Consider the following 12146-nt stretch of genomic DNA (forward strand, 5'->3'; position numbering starts at 1 on the left):
GGACGGCGGGTGGGCTGCGAGCCCGGCCGGCTGGGCGTTCTGCTCGCGTTCTGCTTCGACAGCGGACCACGCTGGCGCTACGGTCAAGGACCCTTGGCAAGCATACGCTAGAGTACGGCTATCCCGGTTTCGTCCACCTGTCCTCCCTTTCGGAGCTGTTCATGCCCACTTACACCCCGCCCCTGCGCGACATGCAGTTCGTGCTGCACGAATTGCTGGATGTGTCTACGGGTCTCAAGAAGCTGCCGCCACACGCCGACATTGATCGCGACACCATTGATTCCATCCTGGAAGAGGGCGGCAAGTTCTGCGCCGAGGTGCTGTTCCCGCTCAACCAGGTCGGCGACCGCGAAGGTTGCACCTATCAGGGCGACGGCGTGGTGACCACGCCGACCGGCTTCAAGGAGGCTTACGAACAGTTCGTCGAGGCCGGCTGGGGCGCGCTGGGCATGGACCCCGACTTCGGCGGCCAGGGCCTGCCGCACGTCATCCACAGCGCGTTCATGGAAATGATGAACAGCGCCAACCAGGCCTGGACCATGTATCCCGGCCTGAGCCACGGTGCCTACAACGCGCTGCATGCCTTTGGCACGCCGGAGCAGAAGGCGCTGTATCTGCCCAAGCTGGTCTCGGGCGAATGGACCGGCACCATGTGCCTGACCGAGTCCCACGCCGGTACCGACCTGGGCATCCTCAAGACCAAGGCCGAGCCGGTCGGCGACGGCACTTACGCGATCACCGGCACCAAGATTTTCATCTCGGCCGGCGAGCACGACATGTCGAAGAACATCATCCATCTGGTGCTCGCGCGTCTGCCGGATGCGCCGCCGGGGACCAAGGGCATCTCGCTGTTCATCGTGCCCAAGTTTCTGCCCGATGCCGATGGCAATCCGGGCCAGCGCAACACGTTCAAGTGCGGCTCCATCGAACACAAGATGGGCATTCACGGCAACGCCACCTGCGTGATGAATTTCGATGGCGCCATCGGCACCCTGGTCGGTGCGCCGAACAAGGGCCTCAACGCCATGTTCGTGATGATGAACAGTGCGCGTCTGGGCGTGGGCATGCAGTCGGTGGGCTTGGCGGAGACCGCCTACCAGAATTCCTTGGCCTACGCCAAGGACCGCACCCAGGGTCGCGCGCTGACCGGGCCCAAGGCCAAGGACAAGACCGCCGACCCGATCATCGTCCACCCCGACGTGCGCCGCATGCTGCTCACGCAAAAGGCCTACGTGGAGGCCGCGCGCGCCTTCACCTACTGGGCCGGGCTGGCGATCGACCGCGAGCACAAGCACCCCGACGAAAAGGTGCGCAAGGACAACGCTGATCTGGTTGCGCTGCTGACCCCGGTGGTCAAGGGCTTCATCACCGACAACGGCTACGAGTGCACCACCCTGGCCATGCAGGTACTGGGCGGCCATGGCTACATCGCCGAGTGGGGCCTGGAACAGCACGTGCGCGACGCGCGCATCAACATGATCTACGAGGGCACCAACACCATCCAGGCGCTGGACCTGCTCGGCCGCAAGGTGCTCGGCGACATGGGCGCCAAGCTGATGAAGTTCGGCAAGGCCATGCACGAGGCGCTCAAGCCCTTCGAGGAAGAGCCGCGCATGCAGGAATTCCTGGCGCCGCTCAATGCGCTGCAGAGCGAGGTGCAGAAGCTGACCATGGAGATCGGCCAGAAGGCGATGAAGAATCCCGACGAGGCCGGTGCCGCGGCGGTGCCCTATCTGCGGATTATCGGCCACCTGGTGTTCTCGTTCGCCTGGTGCATGGCGGCTGGGGTGGCGATGAAGAGGCTGGCCGGCAGCGCGGGTGCCGACGAGACGTTCTACAAGTCCAAGCTCACCACCGCGCGTTTCTACTTCGCCAAGCTCTATCCGGAAACGGCAGCGCTGATGCAGCAGGCGCGCGCCGGCTCGGCAACCTTGATGGAACTCGAAGAGGCGGCGTTCTGAGGTCGTCCTTGCCCTCCGTCCGAAGCCGTCGTGTCATGGCGGCTTCGCACTTCGCTTTCACCGGTTCGATGCTCACATGACCACTGCGCTCGATCTTCTCGCCAATGTTGTGGGCGCCACCGCGCGCGGCTGGCGCGGCACCATGGTCAGCCGTGTGGCCGAACAGCCGGCGGAGCCGCTCAAGCTCTACGACATCGAGTCCTGTCCCTACTGCCGCCTGGTGCGCGAGACCCTGACGGAGCTGGACCTGGACGTACTGATCCTGCCCTGCCCGAAGAACGGTCAGCGTTATCGCGTGGAAGCAGAGCGCATCGGCGGCAAGCAGCAGTTTCCGTTGCTGGTAGACGACAACACCGGCACGACGATGTACGAGTCGGCCGACATCATGGCCTACCTGTGGCGCACCTATGGCGGTTCCGAACGGTCGCCTTCGGCCCTGCGTCACGCGATCGCGGTGGCGGGTTCGAACCTCGCGACACTGGCGATGCTGCGACCCGGCGGCATCGCCGGACTCCGGCTGCGGCCCTCGACCGCGCCCGCCGAGCGGCTGGAGCTGTACAGCTTCGAGACCAGCCCGTTTTCCAAACCGGTACGCGCACGCCTGTGTGAGTTGGAGCTGCCCTATCTGCTGCGCAACACCGGCAAGGGCCAATGGTCCGACATGGGCCCGCCAATGTTTCGCGACCGGGTGTTCAAGGGTCACCGGGACACCACGCGCAACCGTGCCTGGCTGGCGGAGAACACCGGCAGGGTGCAGGTGCCCTACCTGATCGACCCCAACACCGGGGTGGCGATGTACGAGTCGCGCGACATTCTGGCGTACCTGAACCGCACGTACGCCCAGCCGGTGCCGTAGTCCGCGCGCAGCGGCCGCACACCTGCGGGCGACCCCGCACTTTCGCTTCGACCGCAGACGGCTACACTGCTCTCTTCATCTTGGAGAACTGTGTCTGTCGTCATGGCAAGTGGAGGGACTTTCGATCTGTTCGACGACGCCACCGCGCGGCAGGACGTGCTGCCCGCGGCGACGGAGGTTGCGCACGAGCGCATCGTGCCGCAGGCCTGCCTGCGACTGTTCACGCATCGAATCCAGACCTGGTTTCGCGGCAAGCCCGATCGCCGTCCCATCGGCGCCGCGCGCCTGACGTTCGACTACGCGGGGCAACGCTTGCGCCCCGCCGCGACCGGCATCCGCCGCGGTGCCGAACCGATCGACGAGGCGTTTCGCAACAGCGCCGCCGAACTCGACGCGCTGGAGCGTCTGGCCGAACTGCACATGACCGAGGCCACCGAGCTCGAAGGCGTCTATTTCGACCGTGATCCGGTGCTGCGTGCCGGCGATTTCGTGCTCGAACGCGGCCGCGGCGCGCTGGCCACGCCGGACCACTGGCTGCACCTGCTGCCGCGCCTGTCTGGCGCCGGGTTCCAGCTCGAATTCGCGCCGGAATTTCCGGTGGAGCTGCTGCAGGCACCGGACCACTGGCGCGTGGACGTCGCCAGTCGCGCGCACGGCAAGTGGTTCGAGTTGGGCTTGGCCCTGGAGGCCGACGGCCAGCGCCTGGACTTGCTACCCATCCTGCGGCGCCTGCTGGCCGATCCGGGGTTTCCGCGTCAGCCGCAGCCCAACGAACCCAAGGATGCGGTGTGGCTGGCAGCGCTGGACGACCGCCGCCATGTGCCGCTGCCCTTGAGCCGCCTGCGTCATCTGTTGGCGATCCTGCAGGCGACCATCGCCGCGCAGCCCGCCGGCACCCACTTGCGCTTGCGCCGCGCACAGGCGGATCTGCTCGACGAATTCGACCGCATCCCGGACCTGCGCTGGCATGGGCGCGAGCGGATTGCCGCAGAACGGGATCGCTTGCGGGTATTGGCCGGTGAAGCCCGCAGCTCGCGGCCGCCGGCCGCCGGGTTCGAAGCCGAACTGCGCGGCTATCAGCAAGAGGGTCTGGCCTGGCTGGGCTTTCTCGGGGAAGCCGGACTCGGTGGCGTGCTCGCCGACGATATGGGCCTGGGCAAGACGGTGCAGGTGCTGGCGCACATCTGGACCGAGCGTGTTGAGGGCCGGTTCACCCGTCCCAGCCTGATCGTGGCGCCGACCACGCTGGTGGCCAACTGGCGCAACGAAGCGCGGCGCTTCGTGCCCCAACTGCGTGTGCTGGTGCTGCACGGGCCGGACCGCGACACGCGCTTCGAGCAGATACCGCAGCACGACCTGGTCATCACCACCTATCCGCTGCTGTCGCGCGATCGCGTCGAGCTCAAGCGCCATCGCTTCGGCCTGCTGGTGATGGACGAATCCCAGTTCATCAAGAACGCGCGCACGCAGGCCGCCAAGGTCGTGCGTGAACTCAAGGCGGATCGGCGCCTGGCCATGACCGGCACGCCGCTGGAGAATCACCTGGGCGAGCTGTGGGCGCAGTTCGATGCGGTGGAGCCCGATCTGCTCGGCGACGAGAACGGTTTCGATCGCTACTTTCGCGATCCCATCGAGGAACGCGCCGATGCCAACGCGCTGGCGCGGCTCAACCGCCGTGTCGCGCCCCTGATGCTGCGACGGCGCAAAGAGGACGTGCTCAAGGATCTGCCGCCCAAGACCGAAATCCTGCGCGCGGTGGAGCTCGACGGCGCCCAGGCCTCGCTGTACGAAGCCATCCGTCTGGCGCAACACGCCCGGGTCCGGCAAGCCATTACCGAGCGCGGCGCCGCGCAGTCCGGGGTTGTGGTGCTGGATGCGTTGCTGCGCCTGCGCCAGGCCTGCTGCGATCCGCGTCTGCTGCGCATCGAGGGCATGGAGGAGCAGGCCGCGGCCACGCCCTCGGCCAAGTTCGAGCACCTGCTGGAAATGCTTGAAGGCCTGGTGCTGGCCGGCAAACGCGTGCTGGTGTTCTCGCAATTCACCTCCATGCTCGGACTGATCGAAGCTGCATTGAGCGAACGCGGGATCGAGCACTTGCTGCTGACCGGTCAGACGCAGAATCGCGCGGAACTGGTCGACCGCTTCCAGCAGGGCGAGGTGCCGGTGTTCCTGATCAGCCTCAAGGCCGGCGGCGTCGGTCTGAACCTGACTGCCGCCGACACCGTCATCCACTACGATCCCTGGTGGAATCCCGCCGCCGAGGATCAGGCCACCGATCGCGCTTACCGCATCGGCCAGGACAAGCACGTGTTCGTCTACAAGCTGATCTGTTCGGGAACCGTGGAAGAACGCATCCGCGCGTTGCAGGCGCGCAAGGCCGCGCTGGCCAGCGCGGTGATGGAAGGCGGCACTACGGCGACGCTGCAGTTCGACGAAACCGAGATCGACGAGTTGTTTGCGCCGGTCGCGGGGTGAGCAGTGAAGGCCCGGTCGGACCTGCCGGGGTGATGCCGGTGCGCCGGAGCAGTTTTCTGCGCCTGCGGCAGTGGCTGTCGAAGTGGAGCGACTGGCGCGCGCAAATGGCCAGGCGTCTTGACCGGTTCACCGACAAGCCGCAAGGCCGGCACCTCAGACGCTGGATCTTGCGCCTGCCGGGCGTGGACCGCTGGAAACTGCATCGCATCTTCACCCGCCGCTACGCTCGCACGTTCGGGCGCCAGCCGAATCTGGCGCAGCCGCGGCTGTTCACGGAGTACATCACGCACCGCATCGTGTACGACCGCGATCCGCTGCTGAAACTGGCCTGCGACAAACTGGCGGTGCGGGAGTATGTCGGCCGGACCGCGGGTTCGCAGTACGTCGCGCCTCTGATCGGCGCCTGGCGTCGAGTCGACCGGATCGACTGGCTGGCGCTGCCTCTGCCGATGGTGCTCAAGCCCAACAACCAATCGGGGCTCTACGAGATCGTCCGCCATCTGAATGACCTGGATCGCTTGAAGTCGGCGTGCGCTGCGTGGCTGGAGCAGGATTATTTCGACCGCTCCCTGGAATGGGGTTACCGCGGGTTGCCGCGGCGCATCCTGGCCGAACCGCTGCTGCGTGCACCTGACGGCGGCAGCCTGATCGAAGTGTTGGCGTTCACGTTTCACGGCCAGCCGCTGGTGCTGTTGGCAGTCACCGGGGACAAGCGCGACAAGCGCCGGTTCTGCACCGCGAACCTCGACGCGCGAGGAGGCCGGCTGGACCTGAGGGGCACGGCGCACGTGATCGAGGAAGTGCTCTCTCCAGACCAGCAGCGGCGCTTCTTGGCACAGGTCGAGTCGGCTCGGGAGGAAATCCTCGCCGCCGCCGCACGCGTCGGAGCGGCCTTTCCGTATGTTCGGGTGGATTTCTACATCACCGACCAGGGCCTGAAGATCGGCGAACTGACCCCCTATCCCGCAGGTGGGCGTGGCCGCTACTCACCGCCAGACTGGGATGCGCGGCTGGGCGAGATGCTCCGTCAGAGCGCGACCCAGAGGCCGCGGCGGCGCAAGCTGTTCCGTACGGTGTGGCCGCCGCTCGACTGAGAGCGGTACGCGACGCCTTCAGGGCAGAAAAGGCGCCACCACCGCGACCCCGCAGTTCGACGAAACCGAGATCGACGAGTTGTTTGCGCCGGTGGGTGGGTGAGGGGCAGGGACAAATGCAGGGTGCGGTGCCGTGCCGGCTTTCTCAGGTCTGCATCCGCGGCATCCGCGGCAAGCGCCAATGGCGCAGGTAGGTCGCACATCTTTGAACATTCAGGATGACAGGTGGCGTTCGGGATGGCGCGGGAATGTCTGAAGGCCAAGCGGTACGTCGCCTCCACGGTTGCACAGGATCAGATCGCACCGCGTCGATAAACATTGCACCCAGCTTTTGGTCCCAGTCAGCCGGCTGAAATGGCGTAGTCCCTCGTTGCGGATAGGCGGTGAGTTCGGCGACCTTGAGTCCCTCGCTGGTGATCCAGATATCGACCCGCATCATTGCGAACCAGCGCCCGAGTCGCTGCGCCAGATCGGCAATCGCTTCGCGATGACTTTGGAACTCGCGTATCAGTCGTTGCAACTGCGACGCGTCCAGAACTCGCTCCGGCGGATCGGCTTTGCCGCGCAGATCAAGCCTTTGTCCGTGTGCGCCGAACCAGCCGTTGCAGCGGTGGTTGGAACCTTTCTTGCCGGTCAGTACCTCGAAGACAGCAGGATGGCCGGCAAACGTTGTTACGTTCACTTCGATCATGGATTCACCGTCGTGACTCTTCATCACGGGCTCGGCGAGTAGTCGATCAGGAGTGTTCAGATAAGACCATTCCAGCCCGACGTCGAAATAGGATTGCCGGAGCCAAGAGGTTCCCAGCGCGGTCAACGACGACGTGTCAGCGCGCTGCAGATCCCTCACGACCCGGATCTTTCCAGACATGTTGTTGGGCTTGAAAACGAAGGTGTCAGGAAGCGTTTTCCACTCGATTCGATCAGCACGTTGCCAGCTTCCCAGCAGTGGCAGCGCATACCTATACCCTGCCATACGCGAGACGAACTCTCGAGTCGCCAGTTTGTCTCCAGCAAACCGCAGCCAGGGATCGCGATCATGAACCATACGTTGCAGGATTCGTTCGTTGAATCCGTGCGGGGCGATCAGATTAGGTTTGCGACCGAAACGGTTGGCATGTCCGTGGACCACCTGCCGCCGTATCTTCCGCCAGCCGAGCAGTGGCATGCGCAGCATCCACGGGCGCAGCACTCCCCCTCGCCAAGTATTTGCCAACGCATTCAGTCGGCCGAACTGCCTGCTCAACCAATGCTGAAGATGCCACCGCGCGAGCGCGATTTGGTTTGCGAGCGGTGGACGCTTAGCCATAGGTAGGATCCCGCACAAACGGATTGAACTGCCGCTCCGCCCCCAACGTGGACATGGGCCCGTGCCCGGGCACGAAGCGAACCTCGTCGCCGAGCGCAAACAGCCGCTCGCGAATGGAGCGAATCAGGTCGGCGTGATTGCCGCGCGGAAAGTCCGTCCGTCCGATAGATCCCTGGAAAATCACGTCGCCGACAAAGGCCAGTTGCGAGGGCGCGTGATGCAGCACCACATGACCGGGGGTGTGGCCGGGGCAGTGCAGGACGTCCAGACGCAGGCTGCCGAGTTCGACGGTGTCGCCGTGATGCAGCCAGCGATCTGGCGTGAAGGACTTGGCCGGTGGGAAGCCGAACTGCGCGGCCTGTTGTGGCAGCAGATCGATCCAGAACTGATCGTCCTCGTGCGGGCCTTCAATGGGCAGCCCGTAGCGTTCGGCGAGTTCGGCCACGGCGCTGGCGTGATCCAGATGGCCGTGGGTGACCAGCAACTTTTCGAGTTTGAGTTCGTGGTGCTGAACGCGCGCCAGCAGGCGATCAATCTCGCCGCCAGCGTCTACCAGTGCCGCCTGACGGGTGTCGGTGTCCCAGATCAGGGAGCAGTTCTGCTGAAACGGGGTCACCGGCAGAATGTCGCAGCGCAACGCCGAGGAACCGGATTGAGAAACAGTCTTCGGGTACATGGCCCGCATTATCGGGCATCACCCTCGGGCTGACTTCCCTCACGCGTTCAGGCGGGCAGCGCTGGCGGCGTTTTGCCGCTGAAATAGTCGACCCGCGCGGCGAAAACAGCGACGCTGCGCGTCACCCGTTCATGCCGTCGACAGCGCCGGCGGTGTTTGACCCTGCAGGTATTCCAGCAGACGCGGGCCTTGCAGCCGGTTTCCTGGCAGACCCACCAGTCTTGCGAGGCCCGCGACTCGATCTTGCCGGTCGCGTTCCAGTGGGTGCAGGTAATGCGCGTTGAGCAGATGCCCCCAGGCCTGGGGTCGCAGATAGCGTTCGCCGCCGATGGGCGCAAAGCTGTGCCCGGTGTCTGACGCCAGGACGCCCAGCCGCGCCAGCGGGTCGTGTTCGTTGCCGAAGCTTTCGATGAACGGCAGGCTGCGGTGCTTGTCGATAGCGCTCATGCCGCTGGCGCAGTTGCCGAAGGTGTAGATCTCCAGCTTGGCCAGTTCGTGCGCCGACAGCGGCGGGCGCACCGCTGCCGAGCCGCGCTGCTCGCCACGTCGCGCGGCCTCGTCGGCCGAAGGAAACCCCCACTGGTGCGCCAGGTGCTGCGCCACCTGCTGTTCCGGGCAACCCGGTTCGCCGTTCAAGGCCTGTGCGGCAGTGGCCGGATACAGCGCACGTAGCAGCCACAGCAGCACCGACGTCACCACCGTGCCCTGCGAATGCGCGATCAGGATCACGCGCTTGCAGCTGGGTTGCTTGAGCGCGACATAGATCGGGGCGAAGGCCTTGCGCGCAGCTTCGGCGATGCCGCGACTGCCGCGATCCACGGTGCACTCGGCCAAGTCTGCGAGCAGCCCGCAGCTGGCATTGTGCAGCAGGATCAGCGGGCGTCCGAACAACTTGCCCAGATAGGCGGCGTTGAGCAGCAGCACGTGGCGGTCGGCGCCGATGCCGTTGAGAAAGAACCAGGCCTGGTCGGGGGTGGGATCGGGCCAGCAATGGGTGTCGTGATAGCGAAACACCTTGGTCGGCCGCAGCAGCAGGCGCACCACCGGCTTCAGTCGGGGACGGTGGCGGACCCAGCGCGGCGGGCGTTGCGAGGACGCCGGAATCAGCAGGTGTGCCAGGGTCTGTGCGGCCTTGCTCCAGTTGGAGACCTGCGAGAGCTGGAACTCGCTGTACGGGCAGTATTCCGGCGACCGGCTTTCCGGATCCCCCAGCAGGCCGCGCTGCAGCGTTCGGCATTGCGGCCCGAACATCCGGGCCACCTTGAACACCTTGCCGATCGCCTGCGAAACCATGGTTTATTCCTCGTGTTGGCTGGGTCTAAGCAAGCATCAGGCCAGCCCGGCAGGCACAATGGGCGCTTTGCCGGAGTCCTTCGGCCATGAAGTCTCATCGCCAGGAAATCACGCTGCACACCGAAACCCGAACCGCGTTCGTCAACCTGACACCGCAGGTGGACGCGGCGTTGCGCGACAGCGGAATCCAGGAAGGCCTGAGCTTGGTCAATTCCATGCACATTTCATCCAGCGTCTTTGTCAACGATGACGAACCCGGGTTGCACCAGGATTTCACGCATTGGCTGGAGGGCCTGGCGCCGCACGAACCGACGCGTCAGTGGCGGCACAACGACACTGGCGAGGACAATGCCGACTCGCACCTCAAACGCCAGATCATGGGTCGCGAGGTGGTGGTGGCAGTGACCCGCGGGCGCCTGGACCTGGGCACCTGGGAGCAGATTTTCTACGGCGAGTACGATGGCCGGCGGCGCAAGCGCGTGCTGGTCAAGATCATCGGCGAATAACCGGCACGGCATGCTCAACTTCAGTCAACTCACCTTGCGCCGCGGCGCGCGGATTCTTATCGACGACGCCACCCTGTCCATTCACGCCGGCCAGCGCGTGGGGCTGGTGGGCCGCAACGGCACCGGCAAGTCCAGCCTGTTCGCGCTGATGCAGTACGAACTGGCCCCGGACAAGGGCGAGTTCACCCGGCCGCGCAACTGGGCGGTGGCCACCGTGGCCCAGGAAACCCCGGCGCTGCCGACCCCGGCCCTGGAATATGTGCTCGACGGCGACCAGGAGCTGCGCGAGCTGGAGACCGCGCTGGCGAAGGCAGAAGCCGCGCACGATGCGCAGCGGCTATCCGATCTGCACGAGCGTGCCTATCAGATCGACGCGTACACCGCGCGTGCGCGCGCCGCCACCCTGCTCGACGGCCTGGGCTTCGAGCAGGCCACCCATACGCAAGCGGTGGCCGAGTTCTCCGGCGGCTGGCGCATGCGCCTGAACCTGGCGCGTGCGCTGATGTGTCGTTCGGACCTGCTGCTGCTGGACGAGCCGACCAATCACCTGGACCTGGACGCAGTGATCTGGGTGCAGGAGTGGCTGGCCGCGTATCGCGGCACGCTGGTGGTGATTTCGCACGATCGCGAGTTCCTGGACGCGGTGTGCACGCATACCCTGCACCTGCACGGCGAGCGCCTGACGCTGTATGCCGGCAACTACTCTGCTTTCGAGCGTGTGCGTGCCGAGCGCCTGTCGCAGCAGGCGGCCACCCGGGCCGCGCAGGAGCGCCAGGTGGCGCATCTGCAGAAGTTCGTCGACCGCTTCAAGGCGCAGGCCACCAAGGCGCGGCAGGCGCAGTCGCGGGTGAAGATGATCGAGCGCATCCAGCTGGTGGCGCCGGTGATCGCCGACAACGAGTTCACCTTCAGTTTTCGCAAGCCGCTGAAGATGCCCTCACCGCTGGTGAGGCTGAACAAGGTCAGTGTCGGCTACGGCGGCAAGGCGCAGTTGTCCGGCGTGAATCTGGGCATCGAGCCGGGCGAGCGCATCGGGCTGCTGGGCCCCAACGGCGCCGGCAAGTCCACTTTCGTCAAGCTGATTGCAGGCAAGCTGGAGGCCATGAGCGGCACGGTGGTGATACACCCGGATCTGGTGGTCGGCTACTTCGACCAGCACCAGCTCGAACAGCTCGATCCGGCGGCTTCGGCCATTCTGCATTTCAAGCGTCTGGACCCGCAGGCGCGCGAGCAGGATCTGCGCGATTACCTGGGCAGCTTCAACTTTCGCGGCGACCGCGCCTACGAGGCCATCGAGCCATTCTCCGGCGGCGAGAAGGCGCGCCTGGCGCTGGCGCTGGTGGTCTACCCGCGGCCCAATCTGTTGCTGCTCGACGAGCCGACCAATCACCTGGACCTGGACATGCGTCAGGCGCTGGAACTGGCGCTCACCGACTTCGACGGGGCGGTGGTGCTGGTGTCGCATGACCGCCACCTGATCGCGAGCGTCAGCGATCGTCTGTGGCGGGTGGCGGATCACGCGGTGCAGCCGTTTGACGGCGACCTGGACGACTACTCGCGCTGGCTCAGCGAGCGCGGGCGCAAGCCGGCGCCGGGTGCGGGCAAGCTGCAGAAAGCCGATGCACCGCAGGTGGCGTCGGCAGCGCCGAAGGCGACGGTCTCGCGCGACGAGGTCAAGCGGCTGCGCGAGACGCTGCGCAAGACCGAGGCGCGCCAGAAGCGCATCGAGGAATTGCTGCGGCGCCTGCAGCAGCAACTGGCCGAGCCAACCCTGTACGAGCGCAGTGACGGCCCCGCCGAGGCCGCCAAGCTGATGAAGCAGCAGGCCGAGCTGCAGGACGAGCTGGCGACGGTGGAGGAAACCTGGCTGGAGACCGCGGACCTGCTGGAAACCCAGGGCGCCTGATCGTCATGAGGAGCGGAAGCGCGCGCCTACTCTGCAGGGCAGGGGTTACCCCCGGTATGACCCGCCGGGT

The 12146-nt window shown here is 65.7% G+C and carries 9 protein-coding genes; 6 read left to right on the forward strand and 3 right to left on the reverse strand.

What is annotated here, in order from left to right:
* Nucleotides 1–161 precede the first annotated feature (161 nt).
* The 4 genes from ACOOHP_RS06605 (at nucleotide 162) to ACOOHP_RS06620 (ending at nucleotide 6386) form a co-directional block, all read left to right on the forward strand.
* Nucleotides 162–1961: an acyl-CoA dehydrogenase C-terminal domain-containing protein gene (locus ACOOHP_RS06605; RefSeq protein WP_420465665.1), complete on the forward strand. Its 1800-nt coding sequence runs from the start codon at nucleotides 162–164 to the stop codon at nucleotides 1959–1961.
* Nucleotides 1962–2037: 76 nt separating this feature from the next.
* Complete coding sequence (locus ACOOHP_RS06610) at nucleotides 2038–2817, forward strand: glutathione S-transferase N-terminal domain-containing protein (protein ID WP_420465666.1); 780 nt, start codon at nucleotides 2038–2040, stop codon at nucleotides 2815–2817.
* A gap of 90 nt (nucleotides 2818–2907) precedes the next feature.
* Nucleotides 2908–5292 carry a DEAD/DEAH box helicase gene (locus tag ACOOHP_RS06615; protein ID WP_420465667.1) on the forward strand — a complete coding sequence of 795 codons (2385 nt, stop codon included), beginning with the start codon at nucleotides 2908–2910 and terminating at the stop codon, nucleotides 5290–5292.
* Nucleotides 5289–6386, forward strand: a complete 1098-nt coding sequence (locus ACOOHP_RS06620) for an ATP-grasp fold amidoligase family protein (RefSeq protein ID WP_420465668.1) — start codon at nucleotides 5289–5291, stop codon at nucleotides 6384–6386. Before ACOOHP_RS06615 ends, ACOOHP_RS06620 begins: the two co-directional genes overlap by 4 nt.
* A gap of 145 nt (nucleotides 6387–6531) precedes the next feature.
* On the opposite strand, the gene ACOOHP_RS06625 is transcribed toward ACOOHP_RS06620, so the two are convergent.
* From ACOOHP_RS06625 to ACOOHP_RS06635, 3 genes are all read right to left on the reverse strand, one after another.
* Entirely contained in the window at nucleotides 6532–7554 is a 1023-nt protein-coding gene (locus tag ACOOHP_RS06625) for an ATP-grasp fold amidoligase family protein (protein WP_420465669.1), read from the reverse strand.
* A gap of 133 nt (nucleotides 7555–7687) precedes the next feature.
* A complete protein-coding gene (locus ACOOHP_RS06630; RefSeq protein ID WP_420465670.1) occupies nucleotides 7688–8371 on the reverse strand; it encodes an MBL fold metallo-hydrolase in 684 nt (227 codons plus the stop codon).
* Between the two features lie 129 nt (nucleotides 8372–8500).
* Nucleotides 8501–9664: a hypothetical protein gene (locus ACOOHP_RS06635; protein ID WP_420465671.1), complete on the reverse strand. Its 1164-nt coding sequence runs from the start codon at nucleotides 9662–9664 to the stop codon at nucleotides 8501–8503.
* Between the two features lie 86 nt (nucleotides 9665–9750).
* Between ACOOHP_RS06635 and ACOOHP_RS06640 the strand changes: the two genes are divergently transcribed.
* Nucleotides 9751–10170, forward strand: a complete 420-nt coding sequence (locus ACOOHP_RS06640) for a secondary thiamine-phosphate synthase enzyme YjbQ (protein WP_420465672.1) — start codon at nucleotides 9751–9753, stop codon at nucleotides 10168–10170.
* 10 nt (nucleotides 10171–10180) lie between these two features.
* The gene (locus ACOOHP_RS06645) at nucleotides 10181–12076 is read left to right on the forward strand and encodes an ATP-binding cassette domain-containing protein (RefSeq protein ID WP_420465673.1); all 1896 of its coding nucleotides are present in this window, start codon (nucleotides 10181–10183) and stop codon (nucleotides 12074–12076) included.
* Nucleotides 12077–12146 lie beyond the last annotated feature (70 nt).

This window comes from Panacagrimonas sp., from assembly GCF_965216805.1.
Lineage (GTDB): Bacteria > Pseudomonadota > Gammaproteobacteria > Nevskiales > Nevskiaceae > Panacagrimonas.

Coding starts and splice junctions, on each gene's coding strand:
- ACOOHP_RS06645 (WP_420465673.1), top strand. CDS start 10,181: ATGCTCAACTTCAGTCAACTCACCTTGCGCCGCGGCGCGCGGATTCTT.
- ACOOHP_RS06630 (WP_420465670.1), bottom strand. CDS start 8,371: ATGTACCCGAAGACTGTTTCTCAATCCGGTTCCTCGGCGTTGCGCTGC.
- ACOOHP_RS06635 (WP_420465671.1), bottom strand. CDS start 9,664: ATGGTTTCGCAGGCGATCGGCAAGGTGTTCAAGGTGGCCCGGATGTTC.
- ACOOHP_RS06625 (WP_420465669.1), bottom strand. CDS start 7,554: ATGCCACTGCTCGGCTGGCGGAAGATACGGCGGCAGGTGGTCCACGGA.
- ACOOHP_RS06640 (WP_420465672.1), top strand. CDS start 9,751: ATGAAGTCTCATCGCCAGGAAATCACGCTGCACACCGAAACCCGAACC.
- ACOOHP_RS06605 (WP_420465665.1), top strand. CDS start 162: ATGCCCACTTACACCCCGCCCCTGCGCGACATGCAGTTCGTGCTGCAC.
- ACOOHP_RS06610 (WP_420465666.1), top strand. CDS start 2,038: ATGACCACTGCGCTCGATCTTCTCGCCAATGTTGTGGGCGCCACCGCG.